Origin of the sequence: Methylopila sp. Yamaguchi (genome assembly GCF_002897035.1) — a bacterium.
Classification (GTDB): domain Bacteria; phylum Pseudomonadota; class Alphaproteobacteria; order Rhizobiales; family Methylopilaceae; genus Methylopila.
This window is the reverse complement of sequence record NZ_BAUX01000004.1, coordinates 139,503-162,880: the sequence shown is the minus strand read 5'-3', so window position 1 is coordinate 162,880 and position 23,378 is coordinate 139,503. Positions and strand designations below refer to the sequence as shown.

The following is a 23,378-nucleotide window of genomic DNA, read 5'->3' as shown; positions in this document are numbered from 1 at the left end:
CTCGGCTCGTCCTCACAACATCCTGAGGCCGCGCCTCTCGTAGACGGACCGCGTCTTGGCCGGCTGGGGGTTCAGCGACATCGGCACGATGGCGTCGAAGAGCGCCATGACCGGGTCGATCTTATCGTCGCCTGCGTTCTGCTTCGTCGCGCGGATGGCGGTGGCCGTCGGCTCGATCTTCAGGTTGCCGACGGCCCATCGCATGAGGCCGGAGCCCGCATGCACGAGCGTCCCTCGGACCAGCTTCCGCTCCGCGGTCTTGATCGCGTTCATGAGGCCATACCCTTGCGGGATGCCCTGCAGCAGCTCGTTCTCCTGGGTCACGCCGATCGTGCCGAGCGCGGAGATCATGTCGCCCAGCCCGGCCGGGTCGACGCCGACGTTCGCGATCAGCCCCGCGTCTTTCACGCGCTCGATCAGGCTGACGATCTGCTCGATGTCGTCGAGCTCGTCGTCAACGATCGTGAGCTCGCCGGCCTTCTCGAAGTCGAGAAGCCGACTTGCGATCGACTGCCGGCGCTGCAGCACGCTGCGGTGGCACCATGCGTGCGACCACGCGAGCCACCGCTGCTTTAGCGGGTCGGTTTCCTCTCCCTGCAGGCGTTCCCGCCCCAGCGCGCAGAAGCCGAAGAGGTCGTCCAGGCCGCCGCCGTCGAGGCCGATGGTGATGACGTCGCAGTGGTCCAGCAGCGTTTCGAATGTCAGGTCGTCGGCGCGGCGATCCCAGAACTCGGCGCCTGGCCATCGGTTGGCCCGCAGGTTCGAGCCGATCTGGATGTTCAGGTGCTTCGCGAGGAACGTCTGCAGCGCATTTCCCGCGCCGCGCCGCGCCTTGCGAAGCTCGTCCTCGAGGAAGCTCTTGCGGACTGACCGGCCGAGGTTCGGATTGGTGACGAACCACCACGCCGGATCGAGATAGGCCTTCTGAGCGACCATCTCCTCCGGGAACTCGTAGAGCACCGGCAGGCTCTTGGCGTCCTCGACCGTGCCGTCGCGGACATCGCGGAAATAGTCCAGCCGCTCCTTGAAGACCCCTGCCGGCGGATCGTCCGACTGCGTCGACAGGTAGATGATGAAGCCTTCGGGCCGGGAGGCTAGGCCGCCCGTCGCCTCCTGCAGCATCGCGCTCGCGTGCACGCGCTTGCCGAAGATCCAGAGCTCGTCGATCAGCACGAAGGCGGCCTTCTTGCCGCCGACAGTGTCGGTGTCCGCCGCCACCACCTTCAGCACCGCCCGCGTGATGCGGTGGGTGATCTGCCGGAAGTTGTCCTGGACGTGGAGGAGCGTCTTCAGCTCGTCGTCGGCCCGGACCATCGCGGCCGCCGGCTCATAGCTGTTCTTCGCGATCTCGATCGTCGGCGCCAGGATCAGCAGTTCGGCGGAATGCCGCCAGTTCCGGATCAGCGCCGTGAGCATGATGCCCGCGGCGATCGTCGATTTGCCGTTCTTCTTGCTGATGAGCAGGAAGAACTCGCTGATCAGGCGCTCGGCGCTCTCCGCGTCGTAGGCGCCGAAGATTGCGCGGACAAAGTCGAAGACCCATTCCTCGCAAGCCTCCCCGAAGGTCGGCTGCCCAGGCAGGTCGACGACCCGCAGCGACTTGAAGACTGCGAGCGCCGCCTCCGCCTCATCGGGGAAGAGCGGCCCAAATGGGATGAGCGACCGGCGCGAGACGATCCGCTCGGCCCAGTCGACGCAGGCGGTCGACCAGACCGGAACCGTCACTCGTTGACGACCACAAGTTTCGGAGCGGACGGCACCGCGTACTTGCCGCCGACCTGCTCAGCAGCGCGCTGCTGCTCCTCCTTCTTGCCCAGCTTCTCAGGGCGGGCCTCGGCCGCCGGTTCGGTGACCGCGGGTCCGCTGGCGTCGCCGCCCCAGCCTCGCGAACGCACCCCCTCCGCCGCGCTGGCGGCTCCAGTCATCTCCTCGAGCTTCTTGATCGCCGAGACGTTCCCGGCGCGCGCCGACTTGTAGAGGAGGTCCACGACCTCCCGCCGCTTGCGCGATGCGCCCGTGGCGAGCTCGTCCACGAAGTGCTTCTCGAGCGTCTCGCGGCTGCATCCGACCGCTCTGGCGACGGATTCGTGGCTCTCGCCGACCGAAACCAACTGCTCGACCGTGCGCCGAAGCGCCAAAGTCGGCTTGAACGCGGGCCTCCCTCGACGTGCAGCCATGAGCTGACGAACTCCGATTTTCCAGCAGGTTCAGGAAACCGCCCCGTTTTTCGGAGGCGGCCAGAAAAATTGTGCGAATGCGACCCGATGCGGTGCGCGGCCCCTAGGCCCCGAACTTTTGACCCCCCTACCCCTTACGAGGCTCAGAGGCGGCCGGTGGCGGGCATCACGAGCCGAGGCGCTGGACCTTCGCGGTGCGGACGCCGTGGTCGTCGGTGACCTGCATGGTCAGCTGGCGCCCGTCCCCTTCGATCTGATCCGACGCGAGGATGAGGCGGATGAAGCCCTTGTCTGCCGCCTTGTCGGAGCCGACCACCTCGTAGGTGCGGGGCAGCAAGGCGAGGACGTGGGGCAACACCTCGGGCGTCATGTCGATGTAGCCGGTGCCCTTGGTCACGACGTGGCTCGCTCAGTGTTCAGCACCACGTCCAGCTTCGCGCCCCGGTCCAACATGATCACGGCGATGTTGCGCTCCTGAAGCCGAAGCGGGGATGCTTCGAGGGTCCGGCCGATCGCCCCGAACTCCTCACTGGTCATTTCATGCGGCACCGTCAGGACAACCGTGTCGCCCTCCTCCAAGCGGAGGCGCTGGACCTGAGCGAGCACGAGCTCGTCGGTGGTGCGCAGCCGGGCGATCAGCTCCCGCATGATGGTCGATGCGCCATGGTCGTTCTCGTCCGTGAGGCGATCAGCTTCCCGCTCCGCCAGACCGATGAGTTCGTTCTTGGTCACGACGTCATCCTCTTCGCCCTCTCGCTCGCCGTCTTCAGCCCATGGTGCGACCCGCAGAGGCAGCGCCCGTTCTTCGGGTCGAGGGCGGCTCCGCCATCCCGGCGCTCGTCTATGTGGTCGGCGAAGAGCCGGTGAGCCGGTGAGGCCCGGTCGCAGCGCACGCCGTTCTCCACCCACTCGCAGCGGTAGCCTGCGCGGCGCTTCACCTCCTGAGCCCAGGCTCGGTGCTCAGGCGTCAGAAGCTCGGCGTCAGCGCGCTTTGGCGGCGGCTTGCAGGTGCGGGTGTCGATGGTGCGGAGGCGGGGCGCGATCGTCTTCAGCGCCACCGCACACCTCCGTCTGCAAAGCCACTAGGCTCGACAGTTGAGCCGCCTCAGTTCACGCTCTCCGTCGCCCCATTGAGCAGGAGATGTCTCCCGTGCGCCGAGTCGCCCTTTCCGTTCTGCTCGCCGTCTTGAGCGGCTCATCGGCCTTCGCCAAGGACATCGGCGTGCCGGAGATCTGTAAGGCGACGATCGCGAAGGTGATGGGTCGCGACCCCCGGATTATCCGGACAGACACTCAGGAGAGCGGCATCTACTACCTGAGCTACGTCCGGGACGATGGCACCCTTTGGTCCTACCGGTGCCGCCTTGAGGGGAACCAAGTCATCTGGGCGTCCGACAAGGGGCGGTGGAGAACCCACCCCGACGACGAGACGCTGACCTATCGTCTCTCACAGGACCGGCGGAGCCTGACCATCTCCGAGAAGTTCTCGGATGGTTCGAGCACGGAAGCTTCCTTCAAGGCGGCGGACTTCTAGCCCCGCCACCGGCACGTCCAGCGCGCCACGTACCAGCCGCGCGGCCGCTCCCCGCCGTCTGCGTCCATGGCGGCGCAGGTGGTGAGCGAGCCCATGCCGCGGGTGCGGGTAATGCGGCAGGCGCCGGGCTCGGCCTGAAGGCACAGGGCCACGATCAGCTCGACCATGCCCATGCGCGCGCGCCTCAGATGTGAAAAAGCTGCGTTCAGGGCCCGAAGTGAAACGCAAAAACCGCGCCTAGGTGTTGACCTAAACGCGGTTTCTGCGTATAAAGAACGGGTCAGGCAATCACGCCTGACGTCACCTGAGGAGCCGAAGATGCCGTTCATCTTCGAACTTAGGTGGAAGGAACTGAAGATCACCCTGATCTTCTGGTTCTAACCACCGAAGGCCCGGGGGGTGTTAGCGCACTCTCCGGGTCGCTCAGGAAGATAACTCCGAACTGGAGCCGCTTCAATGACCGCCGACGACCTCCGCGCACTGCGCGACCGGGCCAACCTCACGCAATTGGGGATGGCGAGCCTCGTCGGGCTCAGCCTCCGTGCCTACCAGGACATCGAGAACGGCGTCAGCGAGTTCCGCGACCTTCACCGCGTCGCGATCGAGCGCGTCGCTCTGGACCTTGCTGTGGAGCGCGGCGATCCGATGATCGCCCCGCCCAGCATCCGCGCGGCGGCGATGGACTTCTGCAACATGCTGCGGGGCGTCGGCGAACCCCCTCCATCCCCGAACTCTCCGTCGCGCGGCGCCAAACTGCGCGCCAACATCGCGGCCGGCCTTAAGAAGTCGAAGGGGGCCTAAGCTGCCGCTCGAAATAGCCCTGAGCGGTTGATAGTGGCAGCCGGCGCTGCGGCCCCGACTGCCTGTCTCCGTCCGCCCGGAGACCGAGCCTACAAGGGCGCTCCGCTACCCGATGTCGGGCCGCAGCCCTTTCCATGTCGGGTTCGCATCGTCACGCCCGTTCGCACGGGATCGAAATTTGGAAGCAGAGGCGGGATTTGAACCCGCGACCTTCAGGGTATGAACCTAACGAGCTACCGGGCTGCTCTACTCTGCACCACCGATCGCGGAGGCTCCGGCGAGGCCTTCAGGCCGCCGCCGCAGAACGCTCCAACATATCGATTTGTGAGGCGCTACCTGGGGAAAGCGGCCCAGTCTCGCGCCTCGTTGCGCGCGACCCGGTGGCCGGCGCGCTTCCTCATTTCGGCATCCGAGAACGTCCGGATGTCGAGGCTGGCGGCCGCCGTGGCGATCGCCTTCGCCGCCCACTCAGGCGGCACTGAAAACCATTCCCCAGCCACACGCTTGCCTGCGCGCTCCAGCAGGTCGTGGGTCTTCTGCTCGACGCGAAGCGCGAGAGGCCGCCCAGCAGTCCAGATGACCGCATGGAGCTTCATCTTGCGCCAGTTCCCGACCTGCAGCGCATCGAACCTGGCGCCAACGTCGGCCGCGATGCCTATCTTCACCGGCTCCGGCGCATCATCGAAGCCGATGATGTAGACCGCGCAGTAGCCGATCTCACGACAGGCCTTGCCTACCCCGCGAGGCGTCACTGCACGCCCTGCCTTCGTGATGCGGTCAGGCAACCTCGCGCTCCGCGTTCAGGAGCTTCCTGCGGCGGCGCTCATTCTGTTCGCGGGCCCAATCGAGGTCCCGTGCTTCGGGGTTGTCCGTGAGCTCCGTCCCCGGTGACCGCCAGCCCCCGTGGGAACGCGGTTCGTCCGAGCCTATCGGTGAGATACCACGGCCCGGCGTAAGTTGTGACACCCTGTCGAGATCGGGCATGCGCAGGAAAACGTTGCTCCTACAGAGGTTAGCAGCAAGTCGTTCAAGTGCTTTCGCAATTCGGCGATATGCCGTCCTCCGGTTCAGCCCCCTCTTGTCGCACCACTTCGAGAACGACCGTCCCCTGAGGACCGATTGAACGTAGCCCCGGAGGAGCGTGCGGTCGCCTTCGGGCATCCGGCTCTTGTGCCAGTCGAAGATGACCTCCTCCCACCGGGTGATCTCGGCGGCGCTCGGCGGCAGGCGCTTGCTCCTCATCTCGCGCTCTTCGGCGAGCCGCTTCGTGCCCCATTCGACCATGTCGCCGTAGGTGTGGGTATAGCCCGGCCAGAAGCCCGGCGAGGCGCTGGGGCCCAGGCGAGCGGCGGGCATGCGCCATTCGATGTCGCCGGCCTCGACGAGGCGGGCGAAGACGATTTCGGGCGTCCAATCCGTCAAAGCAGCCTCCTTTGTGCAGGCGGATCCAGCTCGGATTCCAGCCGGTCGGTGATCAACACGCGCATGACTTGGCGTTTCGGGCCGATGCCCATCCGGCGCGCCCTCGCCCTCACCTCTTCGAGCGAGATGCGGTCGAAGGCCTCCATGAAGGCCCCGCCCCTGTCCGAGAGATCGGGCCGCAGCCGGACCACGTCGGACACAGCGAGGATCGTCTCGCTCCAGAGCGAGGCCTTGTTGTTGGCGCTCTGGACGATCGTCCGGAGCACGAAGACAACGTGGCCGTCGCCCTGGCTCTCCGCCAGCTTGGTCAGCGCGCGGCGCGCGCGAGTCTCCCTCGGCCGGCACCGGCGCGACCGCTTCACGATGCTGATGCCGAGCTGATCGCAAAGGACATCGATCCGGGCCAACCGTCATGGCTCCTTGAACCGCATGATGGAGCCGGACGAACTCGCGCTCTACGTAGGCCTCGCCGCGGCGCCAAGCACCGCCTTCTCGGCCGGGAGGTGGGTGAGAGCCGACGGGCCACTCATCCGCTGACCTCATCAACTTTTAAAGAAGCGATTCCATTGCAATACAGCAAGTCTCTGCGCAAAACTTTTATCTCTGACGCGGGAGCCCGAAGCACTTTATGGAAGCATTTATCTTTTGGGCATTGGTGCCGGCTGTCACCGTTTCGACTGTGATCGTTGCGGCCATATCTGTTGGCAACATTTTTGCTAATGGCCGCCATGCGGACGCCGGCCTCGGCGCGCTCGCCACCCTCGCGGGCGGCGGAGCTGCACTGGTCGCAGCTTTCATCGCCTTGGGGCCAGTAAAAGACCAGCTTACAGAGCTTCGCCAGCAAAACGCGGAAATTTTGCGGCAAAGTGCGGAGAACGCTTTGAGCAGCGTCTCCTCGGAATTGACCGACCTAAAAAACGAATTTCAGTATAGCAGGCAGGTCGCATATCGACTTTCTGCACTCTCTCGCACCCCCACCAAATCGCGGGAGGAACGAAAGGCTCTCTACGAAACGACCCTGAGCTACGTACGCCAAGTCACAGCAAAAGTTGACGATGCCGCAATTGAGAAGGAGGTCGGAGGCTTCTTGTTCGATGCACTGGAGGAAATGGAACGGGTCTCCGCCCTGACTGACGCAGCCTTAAGGGTTGCCATTGAATTTGAAGCCCGAAAACCCGATCAAACTCAAGACCCGAAGCAGGTAGAATATTTCACCTCCCAGGTTTTCGCGTCGCTTCAATACCTTCTCATAAGAACTGTCATCTGGACAAATGAGTGCGCACGCCTGATGCGCGATTTGCAAAGTCGACGCGACCACCTCCGACATGTGGTTCGTGGCGAACCAGTTAAGCAAATTCTAAATTAGAGGTGTTCCCATCCAACGCCTCACTTATAATCAAACCTACACAGAGAGAGCAATACGTCGAGGTAATCAGCTCGGCCAGGGCAGGCAGCGACGACGGAACTCACGCCAGCCTGAATAAGGCCGGGCACGGTCCGACGTGTTGTTGCGCCGCGCGTTTCAGGTTGGCGCCGTAATCGACCGCGGCGCCGTGCAGCGGCACCTCGTGGGCCCGCGCCTTCCATGCGGGGAAGGCGTCGTCGAGCGCGGTCACGGACCACCTATGTGCGCGGCGTCGAGACTCGTGCTCATGTTGGCGGGATGAACATAGACCGCAATCTGACCATCTTGGCCGTGTGCTGCGTCACTCTGGGCGCTGCCCTCGGAATGACTGTTCATGCGCTGATCACCACGCCCGACCCTGGGAAGTGGATGGAACAGTGGGGAGGCTTCTTGGGCGCTTTGATCGGTGCCGCGGCTACGATTGCAGCAGGTGCATTGGCGTGGTTCAGCGCCACAAGGCCCGAGCGACTGGCTCGTCACGCCATCCGAGATCTTTTGGTGAACTTTCTCGCGCCGCTTGCTGCAGCGTGGGAAGGGTTTGGCCTTCTCGAACGAGAACCGTCCGTGGGGCTTCACTCGGTCATCGGTCACTCGCTTCAAGGGGCTTTTGCCCGCTATGATAGCGAAGCAATTCTCCGACAAGCAGAGCTGCTTCCACCCAGCGAACGAAGGTCCGTCGCTTCTCTCGACCGCTACATTATTTCTGCGAGCGAACAGGTTGACACCTTCCATGATTTGCGCCGAAGCATCACAGAATGGAACCCTCTGCCCGCGGATGCCCAACACTTCATCAATCTTATGCAGATTTCGTTCACGCATATTGTTGATCATGCAGAGCAACACTGTTCCGGGGCACAAAGACTGTTCATAAAAGTTTCTTTGATCAATACCGGAAATGAAACTTTTGCGGATGTTGTTCGTAGTTGGATCGATCGCGCGTCCAAGCATGGTTGATTTCCTCAAAGAGCCCTTACGCGAACGCGGGTTTCCGCCGTGTCTTCGTAGAGCTTCCAGTCGTGGCCGCTGACGATATCGCGTCGTCGCTCCACACGAGCCCGTTCAGGGCGTCGCCGACGAGCTTGCGGAGGTTGTCGCCGTCGGGCCGCGAGGTCTTTCACTTCGCCCCCGGCGTCGCGCTTCTTCGCCATCGCCGACTTTGGCTAAGGCCATGCGAGCACGACCTCGAGCTTGATCAGCCCAGACAGCGGTCGGCCATCGCTTGCCCGCGATATCCTTTATCTCGGCCATGAAGTTCCGCTACTTCTTCGGCGTGAACGTCACCGCGCCGCCTGCGCTAAAAGCAGATGCCACTGCGGATCGACGGGCCTCGGAGGAGCGATGGAGGATCTTGAGACCTACGCCGACGACGCTCTCCTGAAGCTGAGCGTGGCTGCGACCGTGGCCTACCCGGACGGCAGCATGAAGGCAGGTGGGCTCCGCCGGCTGGCGGCCCGCGAGCTTCTTGAGATCGATTTCGTGAATGGGCGCTACTACACCACTCTCCGCGCGATCAAGGAAATGCGTGAGCGATGTCGCGTCCCGGCAAAATCGCCCGAGCCGACCTCCGGAAGCGCACGCGTCTCGCACACGCCTGACAGGGTAAACGACTTGGGAAAGACACCGAGTCAGGTCGCGTTGGAGGCGACAGTCCGTGAGCTGCGAGGCAACCTTAAGGCCAAGCGGCAGACCTGACGCCTGTCCGTTAGGCCGGGCATTTGTCGGGGCGCCGGCATCGTCACGCATATGGCGCATGCGTCCTCGCGCATCTCGATCACTCGGATGAACACCGGCACGGCGGAGGCCGTAGCGAGCGCGCAGGCGATCAAGGCCGGCATCACTTTCGCCACACTCGACGTCACCGCGGTTCAGGCCCGGCCCGACGCGCTCGGCCACGTGCGGTCGTACCAGAAGTGGCCCGAAGACGCGGTCGGCGGCTGAACGCGATCTAGTGGCGGGCTCGGCCCGCCTCAACTGCCGCGAAGGCCGCCTGGTGATCCTCCGGGGATACCGACGCGCCGTTGATCGCAAACTCCACGCTCACGAGGTCGCCGCACAGGCCGGTCTTACGCCTCTCCCGGAAGACGTCGCCGGCCGCGGACATGCGGTCGTCGATCGAATAGCCGCCTGAAGCGACCAGATCGACAGCGCTGCGGCTCCCGTCAGGCTGCCGGACGAAAAGCTGGGCTCATGTCGCTCATGAGTCTCCGTCGTCATCGGTCGCTCTAACGAAACACTTAGCTTTCTGGAGTGACTAGCATTCCATTATGTGCTCTTGGATCTAAACCCACTATCCGATGATACAAATTCGCTGCATAGACAACGTTATCACCGGTTAGAACAGGAGATGTATAGTCGCCATGGGCTACTCTTGGCCATATTTGTATTAGTCCTGCGTGGCTTGCGAATTCATCAGGTCTAACATGGGCGTTCAAGGGACCTTGAAAAACTAAAAATACAACATTTCGAACAGTAAATGTTGTCACGGACAGATTTGGATCAACCCTCTCCGGCAGTATTTCCCCGGTTGATGTGTGAAGGCATCGACAAACGATGGTTCCCGAAGGGAATGTTGGCTCGCATCGGCCAATATAAACCTGCCACTTGTCAGAAAGTCGTCTGTGCTGCCGGATGAACGATCGTTCGACTTGAGGGATCGATATAAGTCCTGGCACTGCATATTGGTACGACATGGAAACCATCCCGCTCCAGGTTGCCAGAATATCTGTCGCCGCGCCGTCCAAACCAGACCAGTTACCTTCAAGTAACTCTTTTAGCACAGCGCTCGCGTTATTCTGCAAAGTACTCATCCATCCCGAGTTGCATTCCCTACAAGCTATTTTTATTTGGTGAGATAATGCTCCTCCCGGTCTGTCCAGTTTGCCCTTGCGCATCGTAGGGGCGTTAGTCTGTGTTTCACGATCAAAATTAGCGTGGGACGTCATGTGGTTTGTACGCGTGAACGGCTCTTTGATAAACGAGTTAAGCCACCTTCCAAAAATGTGCTCAGCCGTCAATCGCCCGGGCCCATTGCAGTAAACGCAGCTTTTTGGAGTACTCTGTTTTTTCGTGATCCGCTTGAATCTCGGAAGATCGTCACTTTTCATTTTTATAATCCGATAATACCGCTGGAAGACGCACGAATTGAGCTGAGAGCTCTCCTTCTCGGAAGATCTGGCGCTCTGAGCTTGATTCAGTTCAGGTGACATTTCCACACTTTCGCAGCCTTTGAAACGCGGCCGCCGCAAGGCGGCTTTTTTGTATCCAGAGACTAGACATGATCGACGACCGCTCACTTCAACGAGCGATTGCGACTGCGCGCCCGTACGCCGGCACGATCGACGGCGACGTCGGGCCCGCGACCCAAATCGCGAGCCACGCGCCGGTCCTGCAGCGCCGCGGGGCCGCGGCCGTCGCGGGCTGGAGGGCCGGACGGTGGCGCATCGCCGCCGAACAGGCGATCTTTCAGGATCTCGACCTCTATCCGAAGTGCAGCACAGTCGACTGCCTCGGCGGACCGAACACGCTACGCCTGGAAGTACTGGCGGAACGCGCAGCGAGAGACCGCCATCCCGGTGCCCAAGGAAGCGAGGTCGCGCCGGCCGCGATGCCGCCGGCAAAAGCAACCATCTGGCCGACGCAGGCCGGCGTGCCATGGCGCCTTCGGCTACAGCCAGACCAACCTCGATCTGCTGTGCTCCATGCGCCTAGCGTGGGAAACCAGGGTCATCGCCAAGACGATGACACTTCGCAGGAAGGTCGCCGCCAGCGCAAAGCGAGCGCTCGAGCACAGACACGCGACGCTCGGCGAGACCAAGCTCCGCGAGCTCGGCCTCGACCTGTTCGGCAACTCGCTGAACGTCCGGAAGATGCGCGGCGGCTCGGGGAGTTTGCGCCAGGCCGCCTCTGCTTGAAGCTGGCGTCCCGCAACCACATATCTCGGACACGACACCCGCCCGAAGGCCCAATCGGCGATCGTGGTCGTTATCTAAGGCCATATTTTGGGGTGGCGCCCCGTTGGCGGACGTAAACCGCATCATTGATCATCCGGCGGTGTGATGACCCCAAGCTCGGCGGGCTCTCAGAGCCGAGCAGGACGATCTCCAAAAGCTTTGCCCGCTTCGCGCGGCAGCTGGAGATCGGCATCATGGCTAAGCTCGCTCTCGACTTTTTCCCCCTCGCCTCTGCGGTCGACGATCCGTGGAGCTACGCCGCGTTCCTGACGCTGCTTGTCCTCTCCCTCCTCAGAAGCAACGGGCCTACCCCGAAGGAGTGATCCTCTGCTAGGATCACCATCTCGGCTGCTTTGGTCCTGATGGATGTCGGCGCGAGCCGGCTTCTACACCGCGAGTATGGACGAGACGAATACAGGCCGCCCGAGGAACGGGCGGCCCGGTGGTCAGTGCCTTAGCTCTGACTTCTAAGCTGATGGTCGCTGGTTCGAATCCAGCCGGGGTCGCCACGCCTTAGCGTGTTGGCGATGGACGATCTCCCGCTGGCGCGCCGCTTCAAGCCCACGCCGCCGTCGGGCGCCAGGTTCCGGCCTTCGCCGCCGCCGCGCCAGGCGCCTCCGCCTCGACCTTACCTCTTTCGCATCCTGCCGGAGGCTTTCGGACGCCTTCGCCGGACCGCGCCGGAGGCGTGGGACGCGCGATCGACGGATGCGCGGCGCGTCCCAGGTCTCGGATGGGCGGCTTTCGCCTCTCCCCCGGCTTGCCGACACTCTCGCGGACCGCCTCGGAAGACAGGCGATCTCTTGCGTGCGGCAGCGACGGACAGGACCTCTTCCATGGCGCGAAAGACGGCGTTGATCCTTGGCGCGACCGGACAGGACGGCGCCTATCTCGCGGAGCTGCTGCTTTCCAAGGGCTACCTCGTCCACGGTTTGAAGCGCCGGTCTTCGTCCTTCAACACGGGACGAATCGACCATCTCTACCAAGACCGGCACGAGGAGGACGTTCGCTTCACGCTGCATCACGGCGACATGACGGACGCGACGAACCTCATCCGCATCGTCCAGGAGGTCCAGCCGGACGAAATCTACAACCTTGCCGCGCAGAGCCACGTCCAGGTCAGCTTCGAGACGCCGGAGTACACCGCGAACGTGGACGGGCTCGGCACGCTGCGCGTGCTCGAAGCGCTGCGGATTCTGGGGCTGACCAAGTCCTGCCGCTTCTACCAGGCGTCTACCTCCGAACTCTTCGGTCAGGCCGCCACCGTGCCGCAGGACGAGCGGACGCCGTTCGCTCCGCGCAGCCCCTACGCCGCGGCGAAGCTCTACGCCTACTGGATTACGGTGAATTACCGCGAGGCTTACGGCGTCCATGCCTCCAACGGCATCCTGTTCAACCACGAGAGCCCGATCCGCGGCGAGACCTTCGTCACTCGGAAGATCACGCGGGCCGTTGCGGCGATCGAGCAGGGTCTCCAGCCGATGGTGTATCTCGGAAACCTCGACGCCAAGCGCGACTGGGGCCACGCGCGGGACTACGTCGAGGGCATGTGGCGGATCCTGCAGCAGGACGAGCCCGAGGATTACGTGCTCGCCACCGGCGAGACCCACACGGTGCGGGAGTTCGTGGAGGCGGCCTTCGGCTACGTCGACCGCGAGATTGAATGGAGCGGCTCGGGGCTGGATGAGATGGGCCGCGACGCGCGCACCGGCGAGCGGCTGATCGCGATCGACCCGCGTTACTTCCGTCCGACCGAGGTGGACATCCTGCTTGGCGACCCGACCAAGGCCCGGCTGAAGCTCGGCTGGAAACCGACGACGGGCTTCGCCGCCCTCGTCGGCGAGATGGTCAGCTCCGACCTCGAGGCCGTCCTGACGGAAGCCAGGCGGAACGACCGCTATGGCTGACGCGCTCCCCACCCCGTCGCCCTCGTTCGAGCTTGAGGGCAAACGGATTTTCGTCGCCGGCCACCGCGGCATGGTCGGCTCGGCGTTGATGCGCAGGCTCGCGCGCGAAGGCTGCGAACTGCTGACGATCGATCGCGCCGAGCTGGACCTGCGCCGCCAAGCGGACGTGGAACGCTGGATGGCTCGCTGGCGGCCCGACGGCGTGATCGTCGCCGCGGCCCGCGTCGGCGGGATCGCGGCGAACGCCCGCGAACCCTACGAGTTCCTCTACGATAACCTCATGATCGGCGCGAACCTGATTTCAGCGGCCGCGGCGGCCGGCGTCGAGAAGCTGCTGTTCCTCGGCTCGAGTTGCATCTACCCGCGGCTGGCCGAGCAGCCGGTGCATGAGGAACAGTTGCTCGCCGGTCCGCTGGAACCGACCAACGAAGCCTATGCGATCGCGAAGATCGCCGCGCTCATGCTCGCCCGCAGCCTCAACCTCGAGCACGGACGGCGCTTCGTCACCGCGATGCCGACGAATCTCTACGGCCCGGGCGACAACTTCGACCCCGCAAGCTCGCACGTGCTGCCCGCACTGATGCGGCGCATCCACGCCGCGAAGGAGGCGGGCGACGCGGCCGTCACGATCTGGGGCTCGGGCGCGCCATTGCGGGAGTTCCTGCACGTCGACGATCTCGCTGAAGCCTGCGTCCTCGTGCTCCAGCGCTATGACGAAGCGGCCCCCATCAACATCGGCTCCGGCGAAGAGGTCAGCATCCGCCAGCTCGCGGAGACGATCGCGAGCGTCGTGGGCTACCGCGGCGCATTCATCTTCGACCGCTCGAAGCCGGACGGCGCGCCGCGCAAACTGCTCGCCGCCGACCGCATCCGCGCGCTCGGCTGGCGACCTCGCATGACCCTGGCCGAGGGGATCGCGGCTATCTACCCGCTATGGCGCCGGCAGGCGGCGCACGGCTTTCCCGCGCAGGCGCTGGCGTAGGCTCCGGGCGGTCGACCCGCAGAATGTCGCGGGGCTCGAGTCGCGTGAATTCGTCCGCCGGCAGATCGACATGGGCCTCGCCGACGACCCGGGCGATGCGGAAGGACGGCTCCGGGATCTGCGCGGGACCGACGGCGAGACGTGAGCCGGTCTCGGTCAGCGCAGCCGTCGCCGCGCGAAGCTTCCGCTCGATGCGCGCGAGGTTAAGGTCGAGGTCGAGCAGCGCGCCTGCGTTGTCCTTCGCCTGCTGATCGCTCAACTCCTGAATCTTCTGCTCGATCTGCAGCTTGTTCTGTCGCGCGCGGGCGAGGTACGAGTCGAGGTCAAGCGCGTCCCGCCGGGTCGCGGACAGCTGGCGTTTGGACGCCAGCAGCCGCGGCAGCGGCGCGAGCCCCTTCTCCACGAGTCCTTGGGCAGTGTTCACCTCCTGCTGGAGCAGGCCGATCTCATCCTCGTGGAGGGCGATGCTGCGCCTCAGGGCGGCTATCTCCTGATCAAAATTCGCCCCCTGGCTGCGAAGCGCCGCCTGTTGGCCTGCGAGCACGGTCTTCCGAACCTCGAACAGCGCCTTCTCGTTGTCGATGATCGCAGTCAGGTCGGCGGCCGGCACGAAGGGATCGCCGAGCGTCGCCGCGTCGGGAGCGAAGGGCCCCCGGGCGATCTCCGCCGCAATCCGGGCGCGGTGGACACGGGCGGCGACGCGGGCGAGCCGCTGGTCGGCGACCTCCTGCTCCGCCGCGATCACCTGCAGCATCAGTGAATCCGTCGCGAGGCGCGGCCTCCGCAGGCCGCCGGCGACCGCGACAAGTTCCAGCGCCACCATGCCCGGCCGAAACGCGTATTGCCCCGGCCGCTCGAAGTCGCCCGCGGCGAACACCGGCGCGTACTCGGCGACTTCGACCAGCGGCGGGCTGCGCGTCGGCGCTCGTTCGGCGAGGCGGGCGGCGAGGTCCTGCGCGAGGTCGGCGACGGTGCGATCGGCGGCGGCGAGGCTGCCGACGAGCGGGTAGCTGATCGCGCCGTCCGGCCCAACTCTGAACTTCCCGGTCAGGTCGGCCTCGCCTACCACGGTGATCTGCAGCAGATCGCCGGCGCCGAGTCGGTACCCCACCGGTCGGTCGGCGGCGCCGGCGCCCGTCGGTTGGAATAGCGCGATCGCCGCGAGCACGGCGGCGGTCAGGACGAGCCACCCTCCTGGGGCCGTACGAGGGAGGCTCACGGTCAAGCTCCCGTCGTCTTGAGCATGCGCGGCTGCGCCGACGCCGCCGAGCCGAAATCCACGCTCTCCGGAGCCGCGGAAGGCCGTGCCGGGGCGATGACCGGCGCCGGGCTCGGCGCGGCCGCCCCCTTGGCGCCAAGCGCGACGCAACCGGCGATGGGGATGTTGCGGAGCGCGAACAGACGGACGGCATCGGACACCGCCTCGCGGGAGGTCACGCCCACCGTCTCGACGAGGATAACGGCGTCGGCCAGAGCGCCGACCTGCAACGCCGCCCGCGCCTGGCAGAGCGGAGGGGCGTCGACGAGCACGACGTCGAACCGCTCTCGCAGAACGCGGATGCGGCCAGCGAGGTCGAGCGCGGAGGCCTGTCCGCGGACACGGACCTCGTCCAACGCCCCGAAACGGGCCGCGCTGCAAGCGTCCGCCGACAGGCGAACGCCAGACACATCCTGCGCCGACCCTACGAGCGGCGGTCCGGGCGGGCTGGCGCGCGTGGCGAACGCGCGCGCGACGCTCTGGCCGCCCGGCTCCGCATCGAGGACAGCGACCGACAGCCCCTCGTCGGCGAGGCTGCGGGCGACGGCGACGCAGAAAGCCGCGCGTCCGGCGACGTTGGCGTCGGCCGAGGTCGCGAGCACCACCTTGCGGCCCGCTTGCGGCTGATCGAGCCGCAGCGCCGCGCCGATCCGCGCGATCGCCGCGGCAAGCCCCGAGCCGCGGGCTCCGGCCGCCGCGCCGAGCAGCGGCGCTCCGGCCACCCGCTCGAGCTCTTCCGTCGACCGTACCGCGCCGTCGAGCCGTTCCCGCAGCAACGCGCAGCCCACGCCCGCCGCGCAGCCGCTCACGAGGCCGAGGGCCAGCAGCGGCAGGAGCTTCGGGGTGGTGGGAGCTTGAGGCGGCTGGGCCCGCGACAGCAGGCTGGCGTCCGAGGTCGCAAGCCCCTCCTGCTCGATGGTCTGCTTGTAGCGGTTGAGGAAGCTCTCGTAGATCGAGCGGTTGGCGGCGGCCTCACGTTCCAGCTGGCCCAGGACGACGCGGTTCTGCCCCACCTCGCCCGCCGCGCGCTCAAGCTCGGCCACCTCGTTCGCCAGCGCCCGCTCCTTGCCGCGCGCGACCTCGACCTCGTTCGCGAGGCTCGCCACCACGCGGCCGATCTCAGCGTCGATCTCGGCGCGGACCGAGACGAGCTGTCGGCGCCGCGCGGGGAGCTCCCCGCTCTTCAGCGCCCCGCTCTGTTCGATGTCCGCCACCTGCCGGACCAGCTCGGTCTCTCGAGTCCTGAGCGACTGCACCGTGGCGGAGCCGAGCGCTTCGCTGAACGCTAAGGCGTCCGGGCTGTCCCGGACCACCAGGCGGACCGCCTCAAGTCTCGCCTCGGCTCCGGCTCGTTGCGAACGGGCCCCGGCGAACTCCGCGCTCAGCGCCGCGAGCCGTTGTCCGTCCGCGGTAAGACCGTTGATCTCTTCAAGCCGCTTGGTCCGCCGAAAGGACTGCGCGGCGGTCTCCGACTCCGTCAGCCGGTTGCGGAGATCCTCGAGCTTTTCCCCCAGCCAGGCGCTCGCCCGCCGCGTCGCCGCGGTCTGCACCGCGATCTGGTGATCGAGGTAGGCCTCGGCGTAGGCGTTGGCCGCCTTGGCGGCGAAAACCGGGTCCGAGGACTGCATCGATATGAAGATCGTGAAGGACCGGCCGTCATTGTTGACGCGCAGGCCCTGCATCAGCCGGTCGACAGCCGGATCGGAGCGTAGCTCTTCGACGGACGGCTCGGGCCCTCCGCCGAACAGCCGATCCCACCAGTTCGGCGCGGCCGGCGAGGGAGGCACGGACTTGAGATTGAGACGCTTCGCCACCTCCGCGGCCATCGACCGCGAGGCGATCAGGTCGAGTTCGGTGCGGAGCACCGCATTCTCCTGAGGCAGACGCGACACGACCGCGTCGACGCTTAAGACCTGAACCTTGCGGGCGTCGAGCGCCACCACCGCTTCCGCGACGTAGCGCGCGGGCAGCGCGAGGTAGGCCCCGACGGCGCAGACGAGACCGAGAACGACCGGGAGGAGGAGCGCGACGCGCCGACGGCGCGCCACGTCGGGCAGCGACGAGCGAGGTTCGCCCGCAGCCTGTTCCGCGACGATCATGACCCCCGCTCCCCCTCCCAGTCGCTCCGCGATCAGCAGGGCGCGGACGGCTGATGCTGGGCGCTGGTCATGAAGGCGACCTCCGTCCGGTTCTTGGCCTTCAGCTTCCGCATGATGTTACGGACGTGGACCTTCACGGTGCTCTCCCGCATGTTCAGCTCGTAGGCGATGATCTTGTTCGCCTTGCCCTGCCGGAGCGCGTCCACCACGGCGGCTTGCCGCGCCGTAAAGCGTCCGGCCATGGCCAGCGGGTTCGCGTGCGACGCTTCGCAGATCAGCTTGCGCGAGGACGTGAGGCTGCTTGCGGGAATGTAGGTCCCGCCGACCGCGACCAGCTTCATCGCTTCGACCGCGACGCTGAGGCTGACGCTGGTCGGAACGTAGCCGCAAGCCCCGAGGTCCAGCGCCTCCAGGATCTGGGGGGCGTCCTCCTCGTCGCCCATCAGGACGATCCGACATCCAGGAGCCGCCTCCCGGAGTTGCGCCATTGCGTTCATCACCACGTCGTCGGAGGCGCGGCGCCCGCCGATGCCGAGCATGATGAGGACCTCGCCGTCGTCGTCGTCCGAGAGCGACGCCATCCAGTCGATCACGCTGGCGAAAGCCGCGATCCGGCCGCTCGGCCATCGCGCCTGCAGACAGCTCGCCACGCACTCGAGCACGATGTTGCGCAACTCGATGACGACGATGCTATCCCACCGATTGGCGATGCTAGTGTCGCTGACAATCGCATCGCCCATTACATATCCGTCAAACGTCATAACAGCTTCCCCATGTTCTGACTATTTGATTACACGGACCAAGATCCGAGACGGAATCGAAAAAAATCATCTGAAAACTGATCTCTTAACGATACCTCGAGCTCCCATCCGGTGATTTCAACTCAGGATGTCCGCACCCAAACTGACCATCCAGTATTCGCCAAACGGCTTAGGTGTCCGATACTAACCAATGAAAATCGCTTACAATTAATCTGGGTTAAGAGAAACCCTTCATAATTGCAGCGACCGGGCGGCGCACCACCCCCGGTTATCTAAGCAATTTTGACATGCCGTATTGCTCGCTCCCCTGAATGGCATAGACCCCGAGGCTGCGGAAGGATTGCCCCTTTTAAGCAGCAAAAGCCGCAGCGGGCCGGGCCCGCCGTCGCCCATCTCCGCCGGGCGACAGCGCTTTCAAGCAACAGGCATGGGGGATCGAAGTATATCGGCGGGCGCGGCGCCGCGGCGGCTCACGCCGCAGGACGGCAGGCGACGCACAACCCATCCGCGAAGTATTGAAGCCGGGAGATCCGTCGAAGAGCGGCGTTCGCCATGCGGGACTGGGGCGACTTCTCCGCCCAGTACACCCTCCAGTCCATCGGCTCGAGACCGACCATCGACAGCAGCCGGCTGAGAGTGGAGACCGAGTAATAGGCGACGTGCTCGGGGTGCACGATCTCGTTCCGGCCGAAAAGGCGGGCGGCGAGCTTTATCGAAGCGTGGTTGGGGGTGGTGATGAGGATGCGCCCGTCCGGCCGGCAGACGCTGCGCAACGACGTCAGGAAGTCGCCGGCGTTCGCCACGTGCTCGAGCGTCTCGCCGGCGACGACCACCTCGTACTGGCCGGGCGTGCAGGCGGAGAGCGGCTTCTCGCAGTCGGCGACATAGAGGTTCTCGTAGCCCGCGGCGCGCAGCATCGCGATCCCCTCCTCCGAAAGGTCGACGCCCGCCAGCTCGCGGGCGCAGGCGTGCAGACGCGGGTGCAGAAGCTCCCCGCGCGTCAGCCGGTCCTGCGTGAAGGGCATGTCGGCGCAGCCCACGTGCAGCACGTGTTTGCCGCGCGCGTAGCGTTCGATGAAGTCCACCCGGTCGACGGGGGTGAGAATCGGCAGCTTCATGGCGTGGTCCTCCCTGCGCCGCGCCCGCGGCCTGCGCACGGTTCGTCTCCGTCGGATCGCCTCTCGAGGCCTCGACGCAGGGCGGTCCGGCTGATGGCCTGCCGGTAGATCCGCTCGAGGTCCCGAGCGCTTCGGCCCCAGCAGAACGTCGTCTCGACCAGCGCGCGGCCCCGCGCGCCCATGGCGTCGCGCGCCTCGTCCGAGAGCTCGAACAGCGCGCGCAATCCTGCCGCGAGGTCGTCGACCGCACAGTCGATCGGCATGGCGGCGCCCGCCGCGAAACCTTCGGGCAGGTTGCATTGGCTGGTGATCAGGGCGGGCAGGCCGTAGCCCCACGCCTCCAGCACCGCGAGCGGCTGCCCTTCGCTGACGGACGGCAGCACGAAGGCGTCGGCCCTCGCGAAGGCCGCGGCTTTCGCCTCGCCGTCGAGATGCCCCACCAAACGCACGGACGCGCCGATCCCGAGCGCGCTGACGAGGTCGACAAGCCCCGCTTCGTAGGCCGGCGTTCCGGAGCCCGCCACCACAAGGTCCCACGCCCACGCCTCCGGCGCGTGTTTCGCGGCGGCCCAGGCGGCGAGCAGGATCGCGAGCCCCTTTTTCGGCGTGAGGCGGCCGAGGTAGAGCAACGTCCGCCGTCCTGACGCGCGCGCCGCGGCCCGGCGCGGCGCGTAGCTTTCGACCGCCGGCGCATGCGCGCCGTTCGCCACGGTGCACACCAGATTGCGCAGGCCGAAGGCGCGGATCGCCTCGCGTTCGGAGGCGCAGAGCGCATGCAGCCAAGCTGCCCCGCGGAGGTGGCGGGCCTCGTAGGCGAACAGCGCCGCCGCCTTCTTCCAGCGGCTGTTGGCGAGCGCCCAAGGGTCGAGCATCCCGTGAGGGCTGACCACATAGGGACGGCCGGTTCTGGACGCCCACCGGCTCGCGGCGACGGAACCGTACATCCACAGACCATGCACGTGCAGCACGTCGAGGTCGGCCGCGACGAGCGCAGGTCCAAGACGCGGCCCGAAGCCGAACGACCTTGGTCCCACCACATCGAACAGGCGCAGCTGCGCGGGCTTCCACGCCTCGAGATCAAAGGCCACGGCCGATCGGTCGGCGGCGAACACCTGGACCGACACGTCCGGCGGGCGGTGGAGCGCGGCGCAGAGCGCGCGCAGGCTCGCCGGCACGCCGCCGCCGCCGTTTCCGACCGCTCCGACGAGCATGCCGACCCGGATCGGCTGAGCGGCCGCAGGGATCGGATCGGCCAGCGTCGAAGGGTCGATGTGGAGGTTCATGGCGCCCTACACCGCCGCAGCGAGGGGAAGGGAGAGGTCGGCGGCAGGCGCGCCGTCGATCGCCTCCGCCAGCCGCCGACCATAGGCCGGAAGATCGAATTCCCGGGCTCGGCGGCAGGCGTTCTGCGAGAACCGCTCGTAGAGCTCGGCGTCGGCGGCGAAGGCCGTCAGCGCGGCTTCAATGGCGTCCACGTCGCGGATCGGCACCACGTAGCCGTCCACCCCGTCGCGCACGACGCTGCCGGCGTTCGGCGTGGTGACGACCGGCAGGCCCGCCGCGAGCGCCTCGTAGATGACGGTCGCCGATCCCTCGCAGATCGAGGGCAGCAGGAAGACGTCCGCCCAAGCGTAGTGCGCGGCGATCTCGGTCCGCGGGACGGCCCCCGTCAGGCTGACGGCGTCGGCGAGCGCGGCCAGCGCCGGGCCCACGACGTCGCAGGCGCCCACCATCCGGAACTCCGCGAGGGCCCCGAGGCGCCGGGCGGCCTCGAACACGTAAGGCGCGCCTTTCCTGAGGCCGACCCCGCCCACCGTCAGCACGCGCAGCGGCCCAGCCGCTCTGCGGCGCGGCGCGCCGCCCTCGTGCATGTCGACGCCGTAGGGCACCACCACGCAGCGCGCCGGATCGACCCCGCTTGCGATGAGACCGTCACGCACGAAAGCGGAGCCGCAGACGACCATGTCGGCCGACGCCCACTCCTGCCGCTCGCGCGCGGCGTAGTCCTCGGACAGGCCATCGAAAGCCGAGACGGCGCTCCATCCCGGGAACCGCTCCTCCTCCTCGAGCACGAGGCGGTCCAGGATCAGCTTTGGGGCGACGATCTGCTCGACGACCGTCTTCAGGCCCCGCGCCCGCATCGCGACGAGAACCTCGAGGCATTCGCCGCTGAAGCCGTAGACGCCGCCCGCTTCCCCCACGCCGTGACTCTGGACGTGGCTCACAAGGCGCCGCGACAGCTCGCGGCCAGCCCAAAGATGCGCCTCGGTCCGCTCGGTCGGCGTCTTCGCCCGCGCCCGGCGCATGCCGAAGCCGACGCCGACGCTCGGGAAGGTGACGACCGCGGATTCCGGCACAGCGAAGGGCACGCGGCCGGTGAGCCGCCGCAGGGCCGTCGGCATCACCCCGCCAGGGACGGCGCGCAGCAGCTTCGGCCAGCCTTTGGTGGCGCAGATGTCGGTGTAGAAGCGCTGCAGCCGGCCCTGCGCGTGCAGCATGCGCGGCACGGCGTAATGCATCCGCGCGCCGAGTTGGCTGACGATCAACTTCATCGCGCCGTCCTCGCCGGATCAGCCCCGAAGACGCTGGGCGCGCCGGACGCCGGACGGATTGCGCAGGATTCGATGACCGTCCGCCAAGCCGCTAGGCCTCGGCGTCGCGAGAAGCGTTCGTCGAACATGCGGCGGGCTGCGACGCCAAGACGGGCGGTGAGCTGCGGGCTGTCGGCGAGGCGCTCGATGTGCGCGGCGAGAGCCTCGGAAGCCCCAACTGGAACCGAAGCGCCGCAGCGGTGGCGTCGGAGCAGGCCCGCCACTTCGCCGTCGACGTCGCCCACGAACAGCGTCGGCCGTCCGGCGGCGGCGATCCCGTAGAACTTGCTCGGGACCACAGAAAGCTCGAACTCGGGCAACAGGGTGACAAGATGGACGTCGGCCGACGCGAGCGACTCCGACAGCCGAATGAGCGGCTGGAGCGGCCTGAAGGTCACGGACGCGAGGCCTCGGCGGCGGGCCTCCTCCTCGACCCACGCCCGTTGGTGCCCGCCGCCGACAAAGAGGAAGGCGACGTCATCGCGATGGCGAAGCCGCGACGCCGCGTCGAGCACGGTCCGGAAATCATGGGCGCGGCCGAGATTGCCGGAATAGCCGACCACGAATTTTCCGGAGAGCCCCCACTCCTCGCGGAGGCGCGAGGCCTCGCGCGGCAGCGGCGCGATCGCCTGCCCGTCCGACCAATGGGGGACGACGGCGACCCTGGCTTTGCTCCCACCTTGGGCGCGGAGCCGCGCCGCCATGCGTTCGATCGGGGCCACGGTGACCCGGGCGCGGCGGAGCGTGAGGTTTCTAAGGGCCAGCGCCACGCGCCCGGTCAGACCGGTCGGGGGGAGCACGCCGGCGTCGAACGCCGCCTCGGGGAACAGATCGTTCGACCAGTTCACCAGCACCGCCCGCTTCGCGGCGATCGCCGGCCAGGCCGAGACCGACATCAGCGGCGGATCGGTGCAGACCACGCAGACGTCTCCCCGCCGCGCCCGCGCGGCCAGCTTGGCCGCCGCGGCGATGTGGAAGGTCGCGTAGTCCAGCGCGCGGCCGAGCAGCGTCGCTCGGCCGAACCGCGCGCCGCCGACCCGGAACACCCGCACGCCTTCGACGGTCTCCATAGCAGGCAACCGCCGCGTTGCGTCGTCGTGCCAGGCGTCGCTCGCGAGCGCCTCCACCTCGAACCCTTCCGCCGCAAGGCCAAAGGCCAGACTGGCGGCCATCCGGCTGGTCGCCGACTGGTCCGGGGCGAAGAAGCGATTAAGAATGATGACTTTCATGCGCGTTCCCCAACCGCGACCCACGCGGCGGGGATCAGGGGACAGCTCAGGCCCCGACGCGCCAACCGGACCGTGCGGATGAAGCGGCGGTTGCGCATCGCTCCTTCGGAGGAGGGTTCTTCGGGTTTGAACGGGGCGCCTACG

The 23,378-nt window shown here is 66.4% G+C and carries 27 protein-coding genes, 1 tRNA gene and 1 pseudogene; 10 read left to right on the top strand and 19 right to left on the bottom strand.

Annotation, left to right across the window (positions count from 1 at the left end; translation table 11 throughout):
* Positions 1–12 precede the first annotated feature (12 nt).
* The 5 genes from METY_RS06540 to METY_RS06520 all read right to left on the bottom strand — a co-directional run bounded on the left by METY_RS06540 (position 13) and on the right by METY_RS06520 (position 3,235).
* Entirely contained in the window at positions 13–1,725 is a 1,713-nt protein-coding gene (locus METY_RS06540) for a terminase large subunit (RefSeq protein ID WP_103120583.1), read from the bottom strand.
* Positions 1,722–2,177, bottom strand: a complete 456-nt coding sequence (locus METY_RS06535; RefSeq protein WP_146035671.1) for a hypothetical protein — start codon at positions 2,175–2,177, stop codon at positions 1,722–1,724. Before METY_RS06535 ends, METY_RS06540 begins: the two co-directional genes overlap by 4 nt.
* Positions 2,178–2,343: 166 nt before the next feature.
* A complete protein-coding gene (locus METY_RS06530; protein ID WP_103120581.1) occupies positions 2,344–2,574 on the bottom strand; it encodes a hypothetical protein in 231 nt (76 codons plus the stop codon).
* The gene (locus METY_RS06525) at positions 2,571–2,909 is read right to left on the bottom strand and encodes a hypothetical protein (RefSeq protein WP_103120580.1); all 339 of its coding nucleotides are present in this window, start codon (positions 2,907–2,909) and stop codon (positions 2,571–2,573) included. The genes METY_RS06530 and METY_RS06525 overlap by 4 nt, the downstream gene beginning before the upstream one ends.
* Entirely contained in the window at positions 2,906–3,235 is a 330-nt protein-coding gene (locus tag METY_RS06520; protein ID WP_103120579.1) for an HNH endonuclease signature motif containing protein, read from the bottom strand. Before METY_RS06520 ends, METY_RS06525 begins: the two co-directional genes overlap by 4 nt.
* A 92-nt stretch (positions 3,236–3,327) precedes the next feature.
* Here METY_RS06520 and METY_RS06515 point away from each other — a divergent pair, with 92 nt between their 5' ends.
* The gene (locus METY_RS06515; protein ID WP_103120578.1) at positions 3,328–3,711 is read left to right on the top strand and encodes a hypothetical protein; all 384 of its coding nucleotides are present in this window, start codon (positions 3,328–3,330) and stop codon (positions 3,709–3,711) included.
* On the opposite strand, the gene METY_RS21035 is transcribed toward METY_RS06515, so the two are convergent.
* The gene (locus METY_RS21035; protein ID WP_160147317.1) at positions 3,708–3,884 is read right to left on the bottom strand and encodes a hypothetical protein; all 177 of its coding nucleotides are present in this window, start codon (positions 3,882–3,884) and stop codon (positions 3,708–3,710) included. The two genes, METY_RS06515 and METY_RS21035, sit on opposite strands and share 4 nt — an antisense overlap.
* Positions 3,885–4,167: 283 nt before the next feature.
* Between METY_RS21035 and METY_RS06510 the strand changes: the two genes are divergently transcribed.
* The gene (locus tag METY_RS06510; protein WP_103120577.1) at positions 4,168–4,512 is read left to right on the top strand and encodes a helix-turn-helix domain-containing protein; all 345 of its coding nucleotides are present in this window, start codon (positions 4,168–4,170) and stop codon (positions 4,510–4,512) included.
* A gap of 179 nt (positions 4,513–4,691) precedes the next feature.
* Here METY_RS06510 and METY_RS06505 read toward each other — a convergent pair.
* The 4 genes from METY_RS06505 to METY_RS06490 all read right to left on the bottom strand — a co-directional run bounded on the left by METY_RS06505 (position 4,692) and on the right by METY_RS06490 (position 6,341).
* Positions 4,692–4,768, bottom strand: a tRNA-Met gene (locus METY_RS06505).
* Positions 4,769–4,844: 76 nt separating this feature from the next.
* A complete protein-coding gene (locus tag METY_RS06500; protein WP_103120576.1) occupies positions 4,845–5,297 on the bottom strand; it encodes a GIY-YIG nuclease family protein in 453 nt (150 codons plus the stop codon).
* The gene (locus METY_RS06495; RefSeq protein WP_103120575.1) at positions 5,290–5,934 is read right to left on the bottom strand and encodes a hypothetical protein; all 645 of its coding nucleotides are present in this window, start codon (positions 5,932–5,934) and stop codon (positions 5,290–5,292) included. The genes METY_RS06500 and METY_RS06495 overlap by 8 nt, the downstream gene beginning before the upstream one ends.
* Entirely contained in the window at positions 5,931–6,341 is a 411-nt protein-coding gene (locus METY_RS06490) for a hypothetical protein (protein WP_103120574.1), read from the bottom strand. Before METY_RS06490 ends, METY_RS06495 begins: the two co-directional genes overlap by 4 nt.
* 221 nt (positions 6,342–6,562) lie before the next feature.
* Here METY_RS06490 and METY_RS20800 point away from each other — a divergent pair, with 221 nt between their 5' ends.
* The gene (locus METY_RS20800; RefSeq protein ID WP_146035670.1) at positions 6,563–7,300 is read left to right on the top strand and encodes a hypothetical protein; all 738 of its coding nucleotides are present in this window, start codon (positions 6,563–6,565) and stop codon (positions 7,298–7,300) included.
* Between the two features lie 100 nt (positions 7,301–7,400).
* Here METY_RS20800 and METY_RS21030 read toward each other — a convergent pair whose 3' ends face one another.
* A complete protein-coding gene (locus tag METY_RS21030; protein ID WP_160147316.1) occupies positions 7,401–7,550 on the bottom strand; it encodes a hypothetical protein in 150 nt (49 codons plus the stop codon).
* A gap of 11 nt (positions 7,551–7,561) precedes the next feature.
* On the opposite strand from METY_RS21030, the gene METY_RS20795 reads away from it, so the two are divergent.
* Positions 7,562–8,293, top strand: coding sequence for a hypothetical protein (locus METY_RS20795; RefSeq protein WP_146035669.1), 732 nt, complete (start codon positions 7,562–7,564; stop codon positions 8,291–8,293).
* Positions 8,294–8,309: 16 nt separating this feature from the next.
* On the opposite strand, the pseudogene METY_RS21750 reads toward METY_RS20795, so the two are convergent.
* A pseudogene (locus METY_RS21750) lies at positions 8,310–8,438 on the bottom strand (RusA family crossover junction endodeoxyribonuclease); the annotation flags it as partial.
* Positions 8,439–8,677: 239 nt separating this feature from the next.
* Here METY_RS21750 and METY_RS06480 point away from each other — a divergent pair.
* The 6 genes from METY_RS06480 (at position 8,678) to METY_RS06460 (ending at position 14,178) form a co-directional block, all read left to right on the top strand.
* Positions 8,678–9,031 carry a hypothetical protein gene (locus METY_RS06480; RefSeq protein ID WP_103120572.1) on the top strand — a complete coding sequence of 118 codons (354 nt, stop codon included), beginning with the start codon at positions 8,678–8,680 and terminating at the stop codon, positions 9,029–9,031.
* A gap of 87 nt (positions 9,032–9,118) precedes the next feature.
* Complete coding sequence (locus METY_RS06475; protein ID WP_244593543.1) at positions 9,119–9,277, top strand: hypothetical protein; 159 nt, start codon at positions 9,119–9,121, stop codon at positions 9,275–9,277.
* Positions 9,278–11,076: 1,799 nt separating this feature from the next.
* Positions 11,077–11,250, top strand: coding sequence for a hypothetical protein (locus tag METY_RS21025; protein ID WP_160147315.1), 174 nt, complete (start codon positions 11,077–11,079; stop codon positions 11,248–11,250).
* A gap of 233 nt (positions 11,251–11,483) precedes the next feature.
* A complete protein-coding gene (locus METY_RS21580; RefSeq protein ID WP_255400840.1) occupies positions 11,484–11,612 on the top strand; it encodes a hypothetical protein in 129 nt (42 codons plus the stop codon).
* 513 nt (positions 11,613–12,125) lie between these two features.
* The gene (gene gmd / locus METY_RS06465) at positions 12,126–13,196 is read left to right on the top strand and encodes a GDP-mannose 4,6-dehydratase (protein WP_103120569.1); all 1,071 of its coding nucleotides are present in this window, start codon (positions 12,126–12,128) and stop codon (positions 13,194–13,196) included.
* Positions 13,189–14,178, top strand: a complete 990-nt coding sequence (locus tag METY_RS06460) for a GDP-L-fucose synthase family protein (protein ID WP_103120568.1) — start codon at positions 13,189–13,191, stop codon at positions 14,176–14,178. Before gmd ends, METY_RS06460 begins: the two co-directional genes overlap by 8 nt.
* Here the strand turns inward: METY_RS06460 and METY_RS06455 are convergent.
* The 7 genes from METY_RS06455 to METY_RS06425 form a co-directional block, all read right to left on the bottom strand.
* A complete protein-coding gene (locus METY_RS06455) occupies positions 14,117–15,397 on the bottom strand; it encodes a polysaccharide biosynthesis/export family protein (protein WP_160147314.1) in 1,281 nt (426 codons plus the stop codon). The genes METY_RS06460 and METY_RS06455 overlap by 62 nt on opposite strands.
* A gap of 2 nt (positions 15,398–15,399) precedes the next feature.
* Positions 15,400–17,535, bottom strand: a complete 2,136-nt coding sequence (locus tag METY_RS06450) for a GumC family protein (protein WP_103120566.1) — start codon at positions 17,533–17,535, stop codon at positions 15,400–15,402.
* Between the two features lie 32 nt (positions 17,536–17,567).
* Positions 17,568–18,275, bottom strand: a complete 708-nt coding sequence (locus tag METY_RS06445; RefSeq protein WP_160147313.1) for a LuxR C-terminal-related transcriptional regulator — start codon at positions 18,273–18,275, stop codon at positions 17,568–17,570.
* Between the two features lie 491 nt (positions 18,276–18,766).
* Entirely contained in the window at positions 18,767–19,414 is a 648-nt protein-coding gene (locus tag METY_RS06440; RefSeq protein WP_103120564.1) for a class I SAM-dependent methyltransferase, read from the bottom strand.
* A complete protein-coding gene (locus tag METY_RS06435; RefSeq protein WP_103120563.1) occupies positions 19,411–20,697 on the bottom strand; it encodes a glycosyltransferase in 1,287 nt (428 codons plus the stop codon). Before METY_RS06435 ends, METY_RS06440 begins: the two co-directional genes overlap by 4 nt.
* Before the next feature lie 6 nt (positions 20,698–20,703).
* Positions 20,704–21,966: a glycosyltransferase family 4 protein gene (locus METY_RS06430; RefSeq protein WP_103120562.1), complete on the bottom strand. Its 1,263-nt coding sequence runs from the start codon at positions 21,964–21,966 to the stop codon at positions 20,704–20,706.
* Entirely contained in the window at positions 21,963–23,234 is a 1,272-nt protein-coding gene (locus tag METY_RS06425; protein WP_103120561.1) for a glycosyltransferase family 4 protein, read from the bottom strand. The genes METY_RS06430 and METY_RS06425 overlap by 4 nt, the downstream gene beginning before the upstream one ends.
* Positions 23,235–23,378: the final 144 nt, after the last annotated feature.